Origin of the sequence: Achromobacter veterisilvae, assembly GCF_900496975.1 — a bacterium.
Classification (GTDB): Bacteria; Pseudomonadota; Gammaproteobacteria; order Burkholderiales; family Burkholderiaceae_B; genus Achromobacter; species Achromobacter veterisilvae.
In genome coordinates, this window is sequence record NZ_UFQC01000008.1 from 136,534 (window position 1) to 155,417 (window position 18,884).

Annotated in this window: 17 protein-coding genes; 1 reads left to right on the top strand and 16 read right to left on the bottom strand. The window is 69.3% G+C overall.

The features are described 5' to 3' along the window. Positions 1–74: 74 nt before the first annotated feature. From trmD to rpsP, 3 genes are all read right to left on the bottom strand, one after another. Positions 75–911, bottom strand: coding sequence for a tRNA (guanosine(37)-N1)-methyltransferase TrmD (gene trmD / locus AVE30378_RS09350; RefSeq protein WP_129240573.1), 837 nt, complete (start codon positions 909–911; stop codon positions 75–77). Further along, on the bottom strand, positions 911–1,528 hold the full coding sequence (gene rimM, locus AVE30378_RS09355; protein ID WP_129240574.1) for a ribosome maturation factor RimM: 618 nt from the start codon (positions 1,526–1,528) through the stop codon (positions 911–913). Before rimM ends, trmD begins: the two co-directional genes overlap by 1 nt. A 92-nt stretch (positions 1,529–1,620) precedes the next feature. Next, positions 1,621–1,881, bottom strand: coding sequence for a 30S ribosomal protein S16 (gene rpsP, locus AVE30378_RS09360; RefSeq protein ID WP_129240575.1), 261 nt, complete (start codon positions 1,879–1,881; stop codon positions 1,621–1,623). A gap of 436 nt (positions 1,882–2,317) precedes the next feature. On the opposite strand from rpsP, the gene AVE30378_RS09365 reads away from it, so the two are divergent. Beyond that, positions 2,318–2,899: a hypothetical protein gene (locus AVE30378_RS09365; RefSeq protein WP_129240576.1), complete on the top strand. Its 582-nt coding sequence runs from the start codon at positions 2,318–2,320 to the stop codon at positions 2,897–2,899. Positions 2,900–2,975: 76 nt separating this feature from the next. Here the strand turns inward: AVE30378_RS09365 and AVE30378_RS09370 are convergent, their stop codons facing one another. From AVE30378_RS09370 to AVE30378_RS09430, 13 genes are all read right to left on the bottom strand, one after another. Next, positions 2,976–3,233, bottom strand: coding sequence for a sulfurtransferase TusA family protein (locus AVE30378_RS09370; protein WP_129240577.1), 258 nt, complete (start codon positions 3,231–3,233; stop codon positions 2,976–2,978). Beyond that, positions 3,233–5,857, bottom strand: coding sequence for an alanine--tRNA ligase (alaS, locus tag AVE30378_RS09375; RefSeq protein WP_129240578.1), 2,625 nt, complete (start codon positions 5,855–5,857; stop codon positions 3,233–3,235). Before alaS ends, AVE30378_RS09370 begins: the two co-directional genes overlap by 1 nt. A 79-nt stretch (positions 5,858–5,936) precedes the next feature. Then, positions 5,937–6,422 carry a hypothetical protein gene (locus AVE30378_RS32815; RefSeq protein ID WP_244235000.1) on the bottom strand — a complete coding sequence of 162 codons (486 nt, stop codon included), beginning with the start codon at positions 6,420–6,422 and terminating at the stop codon, positions 5,937–5,939. Positions 6,423–6,971: 549 nt separating this feature from the next. Then, positions 6,972–7,589, bottom strand: coding sequence for a type 4 pilus major pilin (locus AVE30378_RS09385; protein WP_129240579.1), 618 nt, complete (start codon positions 7,587–7,589; stop codon positions 6,972–6,974). Between the two features lie 52 nt (positions 7,590–7,641). After that, positions 7,642–8,778: a general secretion pathway protein gene (locus AVE30378_RS09390; RefSeq protein WP_165360133.1), complete on the bottom strand. Its 1,137-nt coding sequence runs from the start codon at positions 8,776–8,778 to the stop codon at positions 7,642–7,644. Continuing rightward, entirely contained in the window at positions 8,771–10,486 is a 1,716-nt protein-coding gene (locus AVE30378_RS09395) for an ATPase, T2SS/T4P/T4SS family (RefSeq protein ID WP_129240580.1), read from the bottom strand. The genes AVE30378_RS09390 and AVE30378_RS09395 overlap by 8 nt, the downstream gene beginning before the upstream one ends. Continuing rightward, entirely contained in the window at positions 10,483–10,995 is a 513-nt protein-coding gene (locus AVE30378_RS09400; RefSeq protein WP_208742369.1) for a hypothetical protein, read from the bottom strand. The genes AVE30378_RS09395 and AVE30378_RS09400 overlap by 4 nt, the downstream gene beginning before the upstream one ends. Next, entirely contained in the window at positions 10,982–12,307 is a 1,326-nt protein-coding gene (locus tag AVE30378_RS09405) for a hypothetical protein (protein WP_244235001.1), read from the bottom strand. Before AVE30378_RS09405 ends, AVE30378_RS09400 begins: the two co-directional genes overlap by 14 nt. 2 nt (positions 12,308–12,309) lie before the next feature. Continuing rightward, on the bottom strand, positions 12,310–13,899 hold the full coding sequence (locus AVE30378_RS09410) for a hypothetical protein (RefSeq protein ID WP_129240581.1): 1,590 nt from the start codon (positions 13,897–13,899) through the stop codon (positions 12,310–12,312). Beyond that, a complete protein-coding gene (locus AVE30378_RS09415) occupies positions 13,896–14,765 on the bottom strand; it encodes a TrbG/VirB9 family P-type conjugative transfer protein (RefSeq protein WP_129240582.1) in 870 nt (289 codons plus the stop codon). The genes AVE30378_RS09410 and AVE30378_RS09415 overlap by 4 nt, the downstream gene beginning before the upstream one ends. Before the next feature lie 245 nt (positions 14,766–15,010). Continuing rightward, on the bottom strand, positions 15,011–16,351 hold the full coding sequence (locus AVE30378_RS09420; protein WP_129240583.1) for an extracellular solute-binding protein: 1,341 nt from the start codon (positions 16,349–16,351) through the stop codon (positions 15,011–15,013). A gap of 4 nt (positions 16,352–16,355) precedes the next feature. Beyond that, on the bottom strand, positions 16,356–17,612 hold the full coding sequence (locus AVE30378_RS09425) for a D-amino acid dehydrogenase (protein ID WP_129240584.1): 1,257 nt from the start codon (positions 17,610–17,612) through the stop codon (positions 16,356–16,358). A gap of 180 nt (positions 17,613–17,792) precedes the next feature. Continuing rightward, the gene (locus AVE30378_RS09430; protein ID WP_129240585.1) at positions 17,793–18,839 is read right to left on the bottom strand and encodes a CDP-6-deoxy-delta-3,4-glucoseen reductase; all 1,047 of its coding nucleotides are present in this window, start codon (positions 18,837–18,839) and stop codon (positions 17,793–17,795) included. Positions 18,840–18,884: the final 45 nt, after the last annotated feature.

Here is an 18,884-nt window from a genome sequence, read left to right on the forward strand (position 1 = left end):
ATGCTAGGGAGCGGCCGAAAGGCCCACAAGCTAGGAACATCCCTAGCGTTTGCGGACCGGGCGGAAAGGGAAAATCAGGACGCGTCCGGCGTCTTGGCGGGCCGGGCGGGCTTGCGCCTGCGTTTGGGCGCCTCGGAGGCGGGATCCCAGGTGCCGGCCAGTTGGGCCAGGTAACGCTCGTCCGCCTTGTCGAGCCACCCCTTGGCGCGGGCGGATTCGATCAGCTCGGGCCGCCGGGCCGCCGTCAGGGCGAGCGAACGCTCGCGCCGCCAGCGGGCGATATTGGCGTGGTGGCCGCTAAGCAGCGCGGCGGGCACCGGTTCGCCCTCGTACACTTCGGGACGCGTGTAGTGAGGGCTGTCCAGCAGGCCGGAGAGGGTATCGTTGAAGGAATCCTGCAGGGCGGAGTCGCCGTCGTTGAGCACGCCGGGCAGGAGCCGCACGGCGGCGTCGATCACCGCCAGCGCGGCGATCTCCCCGCCGGACAGCACGAAGTCGCCCAGGGAGATTTCCTGCGTGACGCAGCGGTCGATGAACCGCTGGTCGACGCCTTCGTAGCGGCCGCAAATGAGGATGATCCCTTCGCTTGCGGCCAGCGATTCCGCGCCGGCCTGGTCGTAGCGCCGGCCGACCGGCGCCAGCAGCGCGACGGGCGCGCGGCCCAGGCCTTGCGCGGCGCGCGCCGCCTGGGCGGCGTTGACGGCGGCTTCCAGAGGCCCCGCCATCATCACCATTCCGGGGCCGCCGCCATAGGGGCGGTCGTCCACGGTGCGGTGCACGTCATGCGTGAAATCGCGGGGATTCCAGGCATGCAGGGACCACCGGCCCTGGGCATGCGCCCGGCCGGTGACACCCAGGTCGCGCACTACCCCGAACATTTCGGGAAAGAGCGTAACGACGTCGAATCGCATCAAAAGTCCGCGGGCCAGTCGCTGTCGATGCGGCGGGCGGCCAAATCGACGGCATGGATGTGCGCGCGCACGAACGGAACGAGCATTTCGGCGGGCCGGCCCTTGGCGTCCAGGACGGGTTCCGGACCCTGGGCCCCGGCCGTCTGGCGCAGGATCTTCAGGACGGCATGGGCGCCGTTGTCCAGGACTTCGTCGACCGCGCCCAATAGCGCGGGTTCGCCGTTGGCGCTGGTGTACAGCGCGCAACCGATGAGATCGACCCAGTAGTATTCGTCTTCCTCGGGCGCGGGAAAGGCTCCCCGAGGCGCCCGCACGGAACAACCGCGCAGGGCTTCGGCCTGGTCGCGGTCTGCGATACCCGCCAACTGGGCCACCACGGTGGACCCTTGCGAACGGGATTGCACGACCTTGTATGCGACAGGCGCGGACGCGACAGCGCCCCGCGCCAATTCAGGCACAGGGCGAGTCAACCACCATTGAGATGCTGAGAGCAGCACTTCGGCATGGGCCGAATGTGGCTGCACCTTGACCCAGCCTTTCACGCCGTAGGCTGCACTGATGCGGCCCAGCTCGATCAAATCCGTCGGCGCCGCGTTGGAGGTTGCGGCATCAGGCATGTATCGTGCTCTTGGTAGCTATGAAGCAGCTATGAATGGTAGCTTTAAAACGCAGTAAAGCTAGCAGGACTGAGGCTTGGCGACGCGGGCAATCAAGCCGCGGCGGAAACCTTGGCCGAGTAGTCTTTGACCAGACGCTCGACAGCGGGCGACAGTTGGGCGCCGTTGCTGGTCCAGTGCTGCACGCGATCCAGCGCGATGCGCAGGTTTTCCGAGCCTTCGCTGGCGACGGGGTTGTAGAAACCCACGCGCTCGATGAAGCGGCCGTCGCGACGGTTACGCGAATCGGTGGCCACCAGGTTGTAAAACGGACGCTTCTTGGACCCACCGCGGGCCAGGCGAATCACCACCATAGGTAATCCCTTGAATTAGTTGTGAAAAACGGGAAATTCTAGCACTTAAACAAGCCGGCTGGCAAATGGGAGTGCGGGAATCTTGCATAGCGGCGGGATTTGTATCCTAAAACACCACATCCGGGTATTCTACAAAAACGGGCCGGAGCCCGCCGCAACCCAAAGTGTAGCCGTTCGGCCGCGCTTGTGCCTGCGGCCCCTGTCTGTCTTAGTGCGTTCAAAGTCAGTGCGTTTGAAGAAAAACCCGATTTTGGAGATCGGTTTTATGTCATCGTACGCAAGATCCCGCGCTTTGCTCTCCCCCGCCGCGCCGCCACGGCGCCACCTGCCCGGTTTCTTCAAACCACTCCCCTGAGGGCGGGTTCTCCGCCGCTCGCCGCCATCCCCTCTTTCCTGCGTTTTTCCCCAACTTCCTCTATTCGGAGGGTGCAACATCATGAAGAACCAGAAATCCGTCTTCACTCCTGTCGCGCGCCTGGCCTTGGCGGGCCTGCTGGCGGGCTCGCTGGCGATGCCGCTGGCGGCTTCCGCCCGGATCGTCGGCGCCGCCCTGACGACCGCCACGGGCAAGGTCACCGCGGTGGACCCGGCCAGCCGGACCATCACGCTGCAAGGCGAGAACGGCAATACCCTGAACATCCAGGCCGGCCCCAACGTCCGCAATTTCCAGCAGATCAAGCCCGGCGACACGCTGACGCTCGACTACTACGAATCGGTGGCGGTGGCGGTGCGCCCGGCCGGTTCGGGCACGCCCGAGGTCGTGACGGAGACGGCGAGCACCCGCAGCCCCAAGGGCGGCATGCCCGCCGGCGCCGTCGGCCGCCAGACCACGATCACCGCCGAGATCTGGCACATCAACAAGAGCGCCAACCTGGTCACGCTGAAAGGCCCGCAAGGCGGCATGCGCACCGTCCAGGTGCAGGATCCCGCCCTGCAGGCGCGGCTCCAGCAGTTGAAGGAAGGCGATCTCGTCGACTTCACGATCACCCAGGCCGTCGCCGCCGCCGTCCGCAAGTAGCTGTGCGCCCGGCCAAAACAAAGGGGCCCGCCGGAAGGCGGACCCCTTTGCATGCCTGGCCTGGCCGGTGGGCCGGTCAGCGCCGCCGCAGGAAATGCACCCCGCGGCCATCGGCCTCGTGCTGAGCGACCAGGGTATTGCCGGTCTGGCGGGCGAAGGCCTGGAAGTCCCGGATCGCGTTGCGGTCCGTGGTGACGACGCGCAGCACTTCGCCGCTGGCCATCTGCGCCAGGGCCTTCTTGGCGCGCAGGATGGGCAAGGGGCAGGTCAGGCCGCTGGCGTCGATCTCCTGTTCGAAGGACGGCGCTTGCGCGCCGGCGTCGGGGCCGTTCATCACAGGCGCTCGTCCACCCACTTCTGCACGCTGGCGATCGCCGCGGGCAAGGCGCTGACGTCGGTGCCGCCGCCCATGGCCATGTCCGGGCGTCCGCCGCCCTTGCCGCCGACCTGGGCCGCCACGAAGCCGACCAGGTCGCCCGCCTTGATGCGGTCGGTCAGGTCGGCGGTGACGCCGCCCACCACGCTGATCTTGCCATCGGCGGAGCCCGTGGCCAGCAGCACGACCGCCGGCTTCAGGCGGTCTTTCAGGTTGTCGACCATGCCGCGCAGGGCCTTGGGATCCACGTCGCCGATGCCGGCGGCCAGGACCTTGATGCCCTTGACGTCGACCGCGGCGCTCGAGGCCAGGTCGTTGCCCGCGCTGGCGGCAAGCTTGCTGCGCGATTGCTCGAGGTCTTTCTCGAGCGCCTTGACCTGTTCCTGCACCTGCGCGATGCGCGCGGGCAGGTCCGCCGGCGTCGAGCGCAGCATGCCCGCCACCTGCGTCAGCAAGGCGTTCTGGTTCTGCACCCAGGCCAGGGCGTTGTCGCCGGTGATGGCCTCGATGCGGCGCACGCCCGCGGCCACGCCGCCTTCGGAAACGATCTTGAACAGGCCGATGTCGCCGGTGCGGCTGACGTGGGTGCCGCCGCAAAGCTCGCGCGAAAAGCCGATGTCCAGCACGCGGACCGTATCGCCGTACTTTTCGCCGAACAGCGCCATGGCGCCGCCCTTGACGGCGTCGTCATAGGCCATGACCTGCGCCACGGTAGGCTGGTTGGCGAGGACTTCAGCATTGACGATGGCCTCGACGCGGGCGATCTGCTCGGCCGTCAGCGGCGCGTCCTGGGCGAAGTCGAAGCGGGTCTTGTCGGGATCCACCAGCGAGCCGCGCTGCTGCACGTGGGCGCCCAGCACCTGGCGCAAAGCCTTGTGCATCAGGTGGGTGGCGGAGTGGTTGCGCACCGTGCGGGCGCGGCGCACCGCATCGACGCGGGCCAGCAGCGTGTCGCCCACGGACAGGGTGCCCGACTCCAGCAGGCCGTGGTGGCCGAAGACGCCCGCCTGGATCTTGAGGGTGTCGGCGACGGCGAACCGCAGGCCGTCGGCCTCCAGCAAACCGGTATCGCCGACCTGGCCGCCCGATTCCGCGTAGAACGGCGTGGCGTCCAGCACCACGACCGCGTTCTGGCCGGCCTGGACCTGCTGGACCTGCGTGCCGTCGACGTACAGGGCCGTGACCTTGACGTTGTCGAGTTCGAGCTTTTCGTAGCCTTCGAAACGCGTATCCGCGCCTTCGTAGTTCAGGCCCTCGGCCATCTTGAACTTGCCCGCGGCGCGCGCCTGGTCGCGCTGGCGTTCCATGGCGACCTCGAAGCCGGCCATGTCGACTTCCACTTCGCGTTCGCGGCAGATGTCGGCGGTCAGGTCCACCGGGAAGCCGTAGGTGTCGTACAGCGTGAACAGCGTGGTGCCGTCCAGTTGGCCGCCCTTGGGCACGTTGGCCAGCGCGGAATCCAGGATGCGCATGCCGTGTTCCAGCGTTTCGCCGAAACGCTCCTCTTCCTGCTTCAGCACCTGGGCGACGCGGTCGGCCGTGGCGGCCAGTTCCGGGTAGGCCTCGCCCATTTCGGCGACCAGGTCCGGCACCAGGCGGTAGAAGAACGGCTTGGTCTGGCCCAGCTTGTAGCCATGGCGCAGGGCGCGGCGGACGATGCGGCGCAGCACGTAGCCGCGACCTTCGTTGCTGGGGATCACGCCGTCGACGATCAGGAACGAGCAGGCGCGAATGTGGTCGGCGATGACCTTGAGCGAGTTGTCTTCCAGGTCCTTGATGCCGGTTTCGCGCGCGGCGGCGGCGATCAGGTGCTGGAACAGATCGATTTCGTAGTTGGAATGCACGCCTTGCAGCACGGCGGCGATGCGTTCCAGGCCCATGCCGGTATCGACACAGGGGCGCGGCAGGCGCGGCATGTTGCCGGCGGCATCGCGCTCGAACTGCATGAACACCAGGTTCCAGATCTCGATGTAGCGGTCGCCGTCTTCCTCGGGCGATCCCGGGGGGCCGCCCCAGATCTCGGGGCCGTGGTCGAAGAAGATCTCCGAGCAGGGACCGCAGGGGCCGGTGTCGGCCATCTGCCAGAAGTTGTCCGACGCGTAGCGCGCGCCCTTGTTGTCGCCGATGCGGATGATGCGTTCGGCCGGCACCCCGACTTCCTTGGCCCAGATGTCGTAGGCCTCGTCGTCTTCCTGGTACACGGTGACCCAGAGCTTCTCGGCCGGCAGCTTGTAGACCTGCGTCAGCAGTTCCCAGGCGTACTGGATGGCGTCGCGCTTGAAGTAGTCGCCAAAGCTGAAATTGCCCAGCATTTCGAAGAACGTATGGTGGCGGGCGGTGTAGCCCACGTTCTCCAGGTCGTTGTGCTTGCCGCCGGCGCGCACGCTGCGCTGCGACGAGGTGGCACGCGTGTAGGACCGCGATTCCTTGCCCGTGAAGACGTCCTTGAACTGGACCATGCCCGAATTGGTGAAGAGCAAAGTCGGGTCGTTGCCGGGGACGAGCGACGACGAAGGAACGATGGTGTGTCCCTTGGACTTGAAGAATTGCAGGAACTGCTGGCGAATCTCGGAGGATTTCATCGTGGATGAAGCAGGATTTAGGCGAATCTTTGATTATAGAGGGTTGGCGGGCATACGCGGCAACGGGCGCGCGCGGGGCTCAGCGCACGCAGACGTAGCCGGTGGTCCAGCCCTCGGTGTCGGTCCATTTGCCGCCCGCGGAGACGATCACCGCGCTGTAGCCCGCGGGGCACGAGCAGGCGCCCGTGCGGGGATTGGCGGTGGACACGCCCGAGTAATGGTAGCAACCCAAGGGGTAATTGTGGCTGTACGCCCCGCCGAAGCTCCCGCTGGCCTGCGTCCAGGCATTGGCTTGGCACGTCAGCAGTTCCCCCCGGGCCGAGGTGGCCATCGTTCCGTTGGCGACGCCGCAGTACCGTCCTTCCGTGGCGCGCGCGCCGACCGAAAGGTAGGTGCCGATGGCAACCGAGGAGGCGACGCTCAGCGCCCCCTGGAGCTGGGGATCGCGCGTATCGCGGATTTTCACGAAGCGGTCCAGGTCCGGTTCGCCGGCCCCCGCTCCCGCCCACAGCGCCACGGTGCCCGGCGCCTGGGCCGGGCCGCCCGCCCGCCAGGGGATTGGCAAAGTTGAACGCCGCCCCCCGCAGCCGCCCCGGCGCGCCGGGCCACACGGCGCCGCCGTAGCCGCCCGCGGCCTCGATGATGGCTGCCATGCCGATCAGGTCGGGAGACTGCGTCCCTGTTTTCAGAACCGGCTGGGCGCTGTGGACGAGCCCGTCCAGCCGGCATTGATCGCCGGGGCAGGTCGGCCCCCTGACGATCCGCAGCCTTGCGGCGAAACCCAAGGCGGAGCGGTCGGGAAAATCGGCGGGCAGGAATCCCGCGGCGCGCAGTTCGTCCATGGCGGGCGCCAGGGAATCCGCGAACAGCGGCTTTCCTTGGGCGTTGCGCGGCGCCTCCCCTTTGGCCAGGGCGGTGAAATGCGCGGACAGCACGCCGGCCATGGCCAGGCGTATCTGGGTGAGCCATACCCCCGCGGAACGCGCCGCCGCGTCCTCGATCCGCTGTACCTGCTGGTTCGAAGCCCAGATGGCGGCCATGGCGGTCAAAGCCAGGGCCAGCGCCAGGCCGAGCGCCGAGAATCCGCGCTGGCGGAGCGGATGCGCGCCCCGGCTCATTTGGCGGTGAACACAAAGGTGTTGACGTCGCCCTGGCTGCACTGGGCCTGGGCCAGGGCGGCCCGGTAAGGCACGCTGGGCGCGGCCAGCGCGTCCTTCACGACGCGGACGCCGCCATCGCCGCCGATGGAGATGGTTTCGGACATCCGCTGCAGCACGGAGGCCAGCGCCGGGCAGGCCGCATGGCTGACGTTGGTCAGCGTGATGGAAAACGCGGAACCCAGGCCCGCGCTGCCGAACGCGGCCGCCGCCACCTCGACGACGCCGTTGCCGCCCACGCCATTGCCGCCCAGGCCGTGCACGATGCGCGCCCCGGAGCCCGTGCCCTGCACGGACAGGACGCTGGAATCCCGCAAGGCGTTGGCCATGGCGCCGGTGTCCAGGCCCGCATAGGGCGTGACGCCGCCGCCCAGCCCGTTGATCTTGGTGCTGGCGATGAAGCGCTGCAATTCCTCGCCGACCTTGGGCACCTTGTTTTCGATGACGTAGGCGCCGATGGCCGGAATGCCGACGATGGCGATCAGCAGGACGATGGCGGTGACGATGGACACCTCTATCAGCGAAAAGCCCCGCTGCCCGATGGCGCCGGCCTGGAATTCCTGGAAATGCCGCATGCTTGTCTCCTTGGTGAAATGAAGCGCCGGCGAGCCGCCGGCTCCGGCCGCCCTATCGGCCGGCATAGAAATTGGTGAGCGCCTGGCGCAGTTCGTCGATCACGCCGTAGTGCCAGAGCGCGATCCCCAGCACGGCCGCCACGGACGAGATCAGCAGCGACCAGCGCAGCACCGATGCCTGCCGCCGCACGCGCGCAAGCAGGCGCAGTTCGATGCGCTGGCGCGCGCGCGCCAGCCCGGCCTCCATGCCCAGGGCGTCCATCATGTCGGCCATGTACCACCAGGTGTCCGCTTCCAGCAGGCCGGTGCCGAATACCTCCGGGCCAGCCAGGCCGGCGTCGATCCGCGCCAGCATGTCCAGCAGGTGCGCGTGCAGCCAAGGCGGCGCGCCGCGCGCCTGCACCGCCAGGGCGCGGCGCAGGCGGGTGTCGGCGGAGCCGTGCTGCCTGACCAGCACGGCCAGCAGGGAAAGAAAGCGGATGGCGTGGAAATCGCGGTAAAGCCGCCAGAGCAGCCAGCGGTCGAGCCGCGCCCTGAGGGGCCCCGTGAAGTGCGGAAGCGACCACAGGCCCAGCCCGGCCAGGCCGAAGACCAGCACCAGCCACAGGGGCAGCCATGTCCGCAGGCCCTGCGCAAGCGCGAACAGCGCGCGGGTCAGCCGGGCGTAGTCCTCCGCCGGCACGGCCTGGAATACGTGCTGCAGCCGAGGAACGCTGAAAAAGGGAATGGCGCACAGCAGGGCGAAGGCGACCGCCGCCGCCGCCACCCCCGCCGCCGCGGCGGACACGAGCGCCAGCCACGCGTCCGTCGCCAGGCGGACGGCGCGCGCCAGATCGCGCAGCGCGGCCGGCAGGTCGCCGCCTTCTTCCTGCACGCAGCCAAGCAACAGGCATTCGCCGGCGGGCAGCGTGTCCGACCAGGCGGCGCTAAGGTCTCCGCCCGCTTCCTGGTACGCGGCGGCCCAGTGCTGCGACAGGCGTCCGCGCACCGTGTCCTGGCCGTGCCGGCGCGCGTCGTCTTCGAAGATGTCGCGCAGGCTTTTGCGCCCTTGCGTTCCCTCGACCAGATCCGCCAGATATTCGTAGTAGTCCGCGCGGCGGGACCGGAAGCGCAATGCGTCCAGGCGCAGCAAGAGTGCGCTGCCGGCGGGCCGGCGCCAGGCGGGCGCCTGCATGAGCGGCTCAGCCATGAGCGCCCCTGGCGGAGTCCGGCACGGCCGCCGGCAGGTCGAAGCGGCGCAGCAGGGAACGCGGGTCGATTTCGCCCAGGCTGGCCCGGTACAGGGCGCTGTCCAGCGCCTGCGCGCCGCGCGTGGCCTCGTTGCGCCAGGCGGCCGGGCCTGCCGCCTGGGCCTGCCGCTTGAGGCCGAGGTTGTCGCGGGCGCGCACGCGTTCGAGGAACCCGTCCACGCGTTCGGGCTCGACCATCTCGGCCGCGACGCAGCGGCCGGCCGTGCCGTTCAGTTCCGGCAGGTGGGGCCGCCTGCAATCGGGGCATCCGGCCGCGTTCCGGACCCGCAGCGCGCCGGCATCCAGTTGGAACTTCCCGGCCATCCGCTCGATCCACGCCCGCCAGTCCATGGCCGCCGCGTCCCCGGAGGACGCGGCGGACGCCGCCCACAGGCTGTCGGCCGGCAGCGCGCAGCGGGAGCACAGGCGCGGCAGCAAGGTCTGGTAGACGAGCAGCTTGAGGATGCCGGGCGAGGCCAGGAAATCCCGCGACACCCCGATCGAGTCCGAAGCCAGGCGTTCGGGAATCATCACGGCGCAGGCCGCGTGGGTGGTCGTGTACAGGCTGACGCCGGAACCGGCCAGGTCCATGAACGCGCGGCCGGTGTCGGCATCGCGGATTTCGCCGATGAGCAGATCGTTCATCGCCGACCGCTTGATGGTCTTGAGCTTGGCGTCGACCGCCGGCCAGGCCGCCGCCAGGGCGCCGCCCAGGGTGTTCTGCAAGGCGTTGCCGATGAGGTATTCGACCGGGTCCTCCAGGGTAATGACCTTGCGGGTGGGCGCGATTCCGCGCATCAGCGCGGCGATGGTGGTGGATTTGCCCGAACCCACCACGCCGGCCAGCACGATGGCGCCGCCCTCGCGTTCGCGGGCGCGCGCCAGGGTTTCCACCTGGGCCGGCAGATAGCCCAGCGAGAGCAGGTCGCCGTCGGCGGTTGCATCCAGCCGCAGGATGCGCAGGCACACCGACGGCCCCGCGTCGGCGGCAAGCGAGGCCCACCGCAGCACGATCGGAATGCCGTCGACGTCCAGGCCGATGCGCCCCTGCTGTTCCAGCGCCGGATCGAACACCGCGCCGTTGCCGCCCCTGACGTCCATCCAGGCCACGGCCAGGACTTCCAGCAGGGTCGCGTTGGACAGGCCTGCGTAGCGGCCGGTGCCGACGTATTCGCCGCCGATGGTGTAGCGGATTTCGCAGGCTTCGCGCCGCCGGTCGACGTTGATGTGCACGTCGCTCGCGCCCTGCGCCACGCCCCAGCGCACGATGTCCAGGAAGAGCGAAGCAAGGGCCGAGGCGCGCTCTTCCCGTTGCGCCCCGCCCCGCGCGGCCAGGCCCGGAGCCGCCAGTTGGCCTCGGGCGACCATCAACAGCAGCGGCGCGGGCAACTGGTAGCGCGGCACGCGCGCCAGCCGGTATCCCTGCGCCCCGACCATGCGTTCGACTTCGTCGATCTGGTCGCCCAGGGTGTAGTCCTTCACCGCGAAGACCGCGACCTCGCCGTTTTCCAGCAGCACCGGACACAGCCGGCCCGCCAGGGCGGCCAGGTCGAATTCGCGGCCCAGGGCGCGCACGAACGCCGGCGCCAGGCGGGCGATGTCTTCCGGCGTTCGCAGCTCGGGCGGACGCGATGCCGCGACGGCGGGCAGCAAGGCGGGCGCCGTCATGGGTAGGCCCTGCCGAGGTCCAGGCAAGCGGTGTGTTCGCGGCCGTCTCGGCGCAGCCGCACGCAGGCGTCTTCGATGGCGAGCAACTGGTAGGCGCCGGCCACGGCCGAGCCCGCGACGGGCGCGCCGCGGCCGGCCTGGTAGCGCAGCACGGCGCCGTTGACGTTGAGGTCGACGCGCAGGCTTCGGGCGACGCCGAATATGGCCAGCACGCGGATGTCGTCGAACGGCCGGGCCGGAAGAACCGCCGGCCCCGCCGGAGGCACTGGAGACGCCGCTGCGCCGCCGGCCGGGCAGATGCCGGGAACGCGGCAATCCGCCAGGGCTGCAGCGGCGTCCGCGCGCAGCAGCGTGCGCACGGTTTCCGCTTCCGGCCAGGCTTGCGGTTCCTCCGTGGCCGGCGGCGCAAGCTGGGCGCGGACGTACTGGGCCGGCACGGCCGACAACGCGAGGCAGCAGGCGAGGCGCCCCGCGATTCCGAGGCGCGCGGCCGCCCTATTCCTGTTCATAGAGTTCCCCCTGCAATTCTGCGATGAGTGTGCTTGCCGCCAGGCCGGGCCTGGGCTGCGGCTGGATTTCCAGCGATAGGCGGGACCACCGCGCAGTCGAAATGGCGTCCGGCAGCAGCGCGAACGAACGCAACGGCCCGCGCAGGGTGAGCGCCCGGCGGCGAATACTTGGCGGTTGGTCCGGGATCGCGACGGCGCCTCCGTGGGCGGCGGGCGCGGGGACGGGCAGCGGCAGGGCCGCCGCCAGGACGACGGCGGAAAACGCCGGCTGCAGGCGCTGCAAGGCGGCGGCCAGCTCGGTATCGACCTGGATGCCCGTGGGCAGGGACAGGTCGGCCAGCCATGCCTGCCCCGAAGCCATCCCCCACGACAGCGTGGCCGCCTCCAGCGGCTGGAACGACAGTTCCCAACCGGCGGGCCGCAGCGCATACAGCGCCTGGTTCGTGGCGTAGGGATAGGCCCGGACGTAGGCCGCCGAACACGTCCAGCGCTGCGCCCCCGCCAGGCAATGCGCGCGGCGCAGCGCCCAGCCCCGGACCTGTATGGGCAGCCTGCCCAGGCTGGCCAGCAGGCGGGGCACTTCGGACGGCGCGTGGGCCGCGGTGGTTTGCAGCAAGGTGAGATAGGGGTCCGGCGGGGACTGGCCGTTTCCGGGGCCGCCGGGCGCGGGGGCTTCGCGTCCGGGCCGCGGCGCTCCCAGCGCGTTCCAGAGGGCGGGCGCGAAGGCCGCCAGCCCCACGCATGCCAGGAACAGCCGCAGGGCGAGCGGCAGTTCGGCCCAGCGGGTCGGCAGCGCGCTCAGCCGGGTGGCGGGATCCACCGCCTGCTGCAGCGCTTCCCAGACCTCGCCGGCCTCCCGCAAGGGCAAGGCGGGCCGCTGGGCCAGCAACAGCGCTTGTTCGCGCAGGGCCTCGTCCCGGGACGCGAACACCCTGTCGGTCTGCGACAGCACCGTGCCGCGATGGGCCGCCACCAGCCAATGCCCGCCATCGGGCAGGCGGACCAGGCTGTGTCCGCCTTCGGGATACAGCAAGGCGAAAAGCTGCGCCGCGGCCTGGATGGGGACCGCGCCGCGCGCCCTCGCGCGTCCGGCGCGCCATCCGCCCCGCCGCTGCGGCCGCACGCGGCCATAGCCCGCCATCGTGGCCGGCGCGCCGCCGACGACGTAGTGGCTGGCCCGCAAGCGCCGTCCGCGCGAACGGGCCAGCGTGGGCGCGTTCGAGCCGATCAGCGCGAACCAGCGCAGGCCGAACGCCAGCATCCGCCCGGCGCCCGGACAATCGAGCAGCAGCGTGTGGGGAACCCGGTCCATGCCTAGTAGCCCTCCTCGACCTGGGCCGTCACCAGCACCAGCGTGGTCGTGCGTGCCGAGGCGGCGCTGTCCTGGCCGCCCGCGATCAGGGGCGCCGCGGGCGCGAGCCGCCGGCGTTCGTGCTGGTCCTGGCTGCGGTCGAACCCGGAAACGATGATGGGCTGCCCGGGACGCAGTTCTATCTGCTGTACCGTGCCGTTGCCGTCGATGGTGATCTGCTGGACCTGGACCTGGTTGCCGCGTTCGCCGAAGGTGATGGTTTTCAATGGTTGCGCGACCGCGTTGTCGTAGGCGAGCGACAGCAATATCTGGCCGTCCTCCTGGATGTCGGGCAGCAGCGTCAGGAACGAGCCGACCGTTTCTTCCTTCTGGCTGATGGACACCGCGGGCAGCGTGCCGTTGGCGCCGCCCGCGGTGGTGCCGGGGACGGCGGTGCTCTGCACCCGGTCGATGTAGGAAAACGTGGTTCTTACGGCGTGCGTGACGGGCCGGCGGTTCAGGGTCAATACGGGAACCTTGCTGTGGCGCACGACCGCTCCCATTGCGCTGAGCGCGGAAACGATGGCCTGCGAACCCTGGAACGGCCCCCTGCCCACCGCGGTTTCCAGCACGCCGTCGCCGGCGGCGCCGGCGCCCGGCAGCGCCAGCCGGGCCGTCGCCCCGGCCGCGGCGTAGACGGCGTTCCAGTCGATGCCGCCCGAGGCCGAGTCGTTGGCGATGACGGTGATTTCCTCGAAGACCAGCCGCACTCGGCGCGTCAGCGCCTTGTTCTCGCGTTCGAGGTAGCGGGCGACGCGTTCGAGCGCCTCGGGCGTGTCCGTGACGACGAGGGAGGTGGCGCCGTCGACCGCATCGGCCAGGACGCCGGAACGGGTCAGGAACGGCATGAGGCTGGCGCGCAGGATGGCCAGCGCATTGTGTTGGCCGGCGGACAACGACGTGTTGGACGCGCTTTCGAAGCCCTCGCCTTCCTTGCTGCCCGAACGGCCCAGCCGGATGTCGACCTTGCTGGCAAGCGACAGCGCGCGAAGATCGAATACGCGGCTTTCGGTTCGGTAGAACTCCAGCGCATTGCGCTCATAGCGCCAGTGCACGGAGTAGCGGGCCGCCAGGGCATCGAGCAGGTCGGCCAGCGGCTGCCCGCCAGCGCGGATCTCGAGGCTGGCCGGCGCCGGGACGGCCAGCGCGCCGCTGACGGCAAGGCGCGGCAGGAACAGGTCCAGCGGCAGCAAGGCGTCCGGCTGTACCCGCACGGGGATGCCGGTCGCGGCGGTCAGGCGCTGCGCCACCGCGGGCAGGTCGGCATCGTCGGCCAGCATCAGCGTGGTCCGCAAGTTTTCCCGCAAGGCGGGAGGCAGCAGCACGTCCCGCGCCAGGGGCTGGGGTTTGCCGGCCAGCCACGGCGTGGCGACCTCTTGCGCGGCCAGGCGCGTCGCGCGGTCCGACAGGCCGTCGGCGAACGCCTGATGCCGCGCCGCCACCCCGGCCTGCCGGTCGCTGGCGGCGCGGCGCATATCGGCGACCTGCTGGGATACCGAGCAGCCGCCCAGCACCCCGGACGCCACGGCGCACAAGAGCAGTCGGCGCGTCATGCGGCGGCCCCTCCCGGCGCGGCCGTGCGCGTGCAGGACTGCGCCAGCGGCACGACGCGCAGCACCTTGTTGCCGTAGAAGCAGGGCTGCAAGGGTTTCTCGGCAAGTTCGGTGGCGCCCAGCAGATCGCGCACGGCCGACTTGAAGTCGCCGGAGAATTCCGCCGTGGCGGACAGGGGGATGTCCACGTCCACCGCCCAGTGCTGCGGCTGGAACGTCCATCCCGCCATGCCCGCCCAACGCGCCAGGACGGCCCGCAACGTGGCGTCCGGCGGGGCGGCGCGGTAAAGCGCGGCCGCGGCGCCCGGATTATCCGGCATCGGCAGCGCGGTGGCGGCCGGCGCGGCGGCGGCCTGGTTCGCGTCCGCTGGCCCCGTGATCGCGGCCAGCGGACCGCCGGCCGCCAAGGCGCCGACGGGCGCCTGCGCGCCGGGCGGCGGCCCGATGCGTTGCGCGACGGCTGGCGGTTCGGACGGCATGCGTTCGTGCCCGCTGGCGGCCAGCGGCTGCATGCGCTGGGCCCGCGCCGTCAGCCGCCCTCCCCGGAACGAGAGGCTGTTCCACCCGCCCGTCAGCACCACATAGGGATCGCGCCGGAAATACGGCAAGGCGCGTTCGCCATCGCCGCCGATGCCGAAGATTGCCGGCAGGGCCTGGCCTGGCGCGAATTGCAGCCAGGTTTCCTTACCGTCGTCGAACACCTGCATGGGCGCCACGGCGGGATCGCCGGACAGTTGCCAATCGAAACGGAAGCCTTGCGCGGCCGGCCCGGCCGCCTGCCAGGACGATCCGGCAGGGCCCTTGCCGGACCATGAGCAAGCCCCCAGGCAGGACAGGCCTGCCGCCATGAAGAAGAGTCGAACCATGCCTCACCGCGAGCGAAAGGCGCACCGGAAAGCGACGCGCATGACCGCATGGTGGAGGAGCGCCCTTTGCCCCGCCAGACTGGCATGTACGCATGGATGGTTTGGTCCCGCCGCGCGGACCCGCTGCCCGGAAAGGGGCCGCGATTCATCGCGGGGCCCGGCCCGGGACGAAAAAAAACCCGGCCCGAGGACCAGGTTTCTCCAGGGCGCCGGCGGTGCTTGCGCCGCCGGGCCGCCTTGGGCCGTCAGCGCTGCGCGGCGATGCTGCGCGCTTGCGAGGCGGCGTTGTTCAGCGCCGCGACCGGCGGCACTTTGCCGTCGAAGGCGTCGTTGAGCTGCTGGTTGAGCACGGGCTCGATGCGCTCGTAGTTGGCCATGCGGAAGCCGCGGCTATTGGTGTTCGGCTGCGCGCGCATGGAGGTGATCAGCGCCTGGACGCCCGGGATGCGGTCGTAGAACGACACGTCCGAAGCGCGGAAGGCCGCTTCCGTCAGCGGGAGATAGCCGGTGCGCTGGTGCCATTCCGCCGCGATGACGGGCTTGGACAGCCAGGCCAGGAATTGGGCGGTGGCTTTCTCCTCAGCCTGGGGATGGCCTTCAAGCGCCCACAGCGCCGAACCGCTCACGAACGGCTTGCCGCCGTCCTTGGTGACCTGGTCGTAGTAAGGCAGCGGCGCCACGCCGAAGGACAGCGATTTCGTGTTGATGAACTGGCCGAAGGCGCCGGTGTTGGAGGTCAGCACCGCGCATTCGCCCTTGGCGAACAGCTTGTCGCTGGCGCTGTCGCCGGAATGAGCCATGAACAGCAGCGAACGCTTCCAGCTCACCATCAGCGAGATGTGGCGCATGTAGAGCGTATCGAACTGCATGGCCGCAGCAGTCGACTTCTTGGTGACCGCGTCGAGCCCGTTGTTGTTGCTGGTGAACGCCTGGTTGTTGATCGGCGCCAGGTTCTCCAGGTGGACAGTGACCTGGTCGCTGGATGCGTACGGGCAGTCGATGTCGGCCACGTCGCGCAGCTTCAGCAGCTCGCCTTGCAGGGCGGTCCAGGTGCGGGCGGGCTTGTTGGGATCCAGCCCGGCCTTCTTGTAGGCGGCGGTGTTGTAGAACATCACCGGCACTTCGGCCATCCAGGGGAAGGCCAGCAGGCGGCCCTTGCTGTCGCGCGTGAAGCTGCTGGTGGCCGGCACGAACCAGTTCAGGTCCTTGATCGGATACTTGGCCAGCAGTTCGTACAGCGGCAGCACCGCCTTGTGCTGGGCCACGACTTCGGGCGAATGGTTGTCGGTCAGTTGCAGCAGGTTCGGGCCCTTCTTGGCCTTGACCGCGGAAACGGCTTCCTGTTCCAGCGCGGAGGGCGAGGCGAAGCCGCGCAGCGTGACGCGGACCTGGTCCTGCTCCTTGTTGTATTGCTTGGCGAGCTTTTCGAACTCAGCCTTGTTTGCGTCGGTCAGCGTGTGCCAGACCTGTATTTCGACCGCGGCGGCGTTCGCCGCTCCGGCCATCGCCATGGCGGCGCCGAATACCCATGCGCGCCGGTTGGCGAACATCGCGCGGGCAATGCCCGCCAATTGCAGATTCTTCATAGGTTCACAGACCAAGAAAAGGAAATTCCGGTTCTGGCCGCCGTCCGCTGAGCAGATCGGCCAATGCCCGGCCCGAGCCAACGCCCATCGTCCAGCCGAGCGTACCGTGCCCTGTATTGACGTACAGGTTGGGGATACGGCTGCGGCCGATGATGGGCACGTTCGAAGGAGTGGACGGGCGCAGGCCCGACCAATAGCTGACGCGCTCGAAATCGAGCGCGTCGGGAAAAAGTTCGCGCGCCAGGCGGGTCATGGCCTCGCAGCGCCCGGTGTTCAGACTGCGGGAATATCCCGACAGTTCCGCGGTGCCGGCCATGCGCAGGCGGTCGCCCAGGCGGGAGAACACGACTTTGTGGCTGCTGTCCGTCAGGCTGACCGTGGGCGCCGCGCCCGGCTTGAGCACCGGGAACGTCGCGGAATAGCCCTTGGCCGGATAGACGTTGCAGGGGATGCCCAGCGGACGCAGCAGGCCGGGGCTGAAACTGCCCATCGCAACCACGTAGGCGTCGGCCGACAGGGTGCCGTAGCGGCCGTCGGGCCCGATGAGTTCGACGCCCTGCACCGTGCCGCCGGTGGTCAGCAGGCGCGTGGCGCGGGTGCTGTAGCGGAATTCGACGCCGGCGCGGACGCAATGCTCGGCCAGGGCCACCGTGAACAGGTGCACGTCGCCGCTCTCGTCCTCGGGCGTGTAGTCGCCCCCGACGATCGTCTGGCGGTGCGGAGCCAGGGCGGGCTCGATGGCGATGACCTCGTCGGTGGACACCACGCGCCGCTCCACGCCGAAGTCGCGCATCAGGCCGGCGGCGCGCTGGGAGTTCTCGAATTCGTGCTGGTCACGGTAGAAATTCAGGATGCCGCGTTCCAGGTGGTCGTACTGGATGCCCAGGTCCGCGCGCATGCCGCGCAGGGTCGCGCGGCTGTATTCCGCCATGCGGACCATGGCGCGGATGTTGGGAGCCAGGCGGCCGGGCAGGCATTCGCGCAGGAACGCCAGCCCCCACATCCATTGCCGCCAGTCCAACTGCGGACGGAACAGCAGCGGCGCGTTGTCCTGGAACATCCATTTGAGCAGCTTGAAGGGAGCCTGCGGATTGGCCCAGGGCTCGGCATACGACACCGAAATCTGGGCGCCGTTGGCCAGGCTGGTTTCCTGCGCGGGACCGGTGCAGCGATCGATGACAACGACGTCGTGGCCGGCCTGGCTCAGCCACCAGGCGCTTGAGATTCCGATGATGCCGCCACCCAATACCGCTACTTTCATGCCCGCATTGCTCCTTGCGTGCCATCCCGGCTCGCGGACCCGATGCCCGCGCCCCATGGCAAGCTGCTGCCACGGCAGTTTACCCCGGCGATTTGCCCGCGCCTACGGAATAAAAAGGGGCGGAAGTCACAAACCTTTCCAGGCCCGTTCGTTCCGCCCCTTCCGTTCATGGCCGGTGGCTCAGGACGCGGCTTTCGCCAGGTCGGCCTCGGACGTGAAGGCGTCCGCGTAGAACTCTTCCGGGGGCAGTCCGTTCTGGGCGCTGAACTCGCGCCGGGCCGCGTCCACCATCAGCGGCGTGCCGCAGGCGTAGACCTGATGGCCCGACAGGTCCTCGATGTCCTGCATGACGGCTTCGTGGACGAAGCCTGTGCGCCCGGTCCAGCCGTCTTCCTGCAAGGCATTGGACACCACCGGCACGTAGCGGAAATCGGGCAGTTGGGCCGACCACGATTGCGCCAGCTCGTGCATGTAGAGGTCGCGCGGACGGCGTCCGCCCCAGTACAGCGCGACGGGGCGCTTGATGTTCTTGTGAATCATGTGCTCGACGATCGCCTTGACCGGCGCGAAGCCGGTGCCGCTGGCCAGCAGCACGACGGGCTTGTCGCTGTCTTCGCGCAGGAAGAAGGAGCCGAACGGCCCTTCCAGGCGCAGGATCTCGCGCTCTTTCATCTGCGTGTCGCCCGCGCCGAACACATGGTCGGTGAAGACGCCGCCAGGCATGTGGCGGATGTGCAGTTCGAGCGGGCTGCCGGTGTGCGGGGCGCCCGCCATGGAATAGCTGCGCCGGCGGCCGTCCTTCAGGATGACTTCGATGTACTGGCCGGCGTAGTAGCGGAACTGCTCGGACGCCGGCAGTTGCAGCTTGATCACCGTCACGTCCGGCGCCACGCGCTCGAGCGTCTGCACGCGCGAAGGCAGCTTGCGGATCTGGATGTCGCTGGCCAGCCGGACCTCGGTGGACTCCACCACCATGTCGGAGGCGGGCCGGGCCTGGCAGAACAGGGTGTAGCCGTCGGCCAGTTCCTCGGGCGAAAGGATCTGCGCCGGATACTGCCCGGCATCGAACTCCCCGGAAACCACGCGCCCCTTGCAGGTGGAGCACGCGCCGTTGCGACAGCTATAGGGCAGGACGATGCCCGCGGCCAGGGCGGCGTCGAGCACGGTCTGGCCGGGCTCGACCGGGAATTGATGCTGGCTGGGTTGGATGATGACCTGGAAGCTCATGATGAAACGGTTCAGGGTTGACGCGGCGCCGGCCGGCAAGGCAGG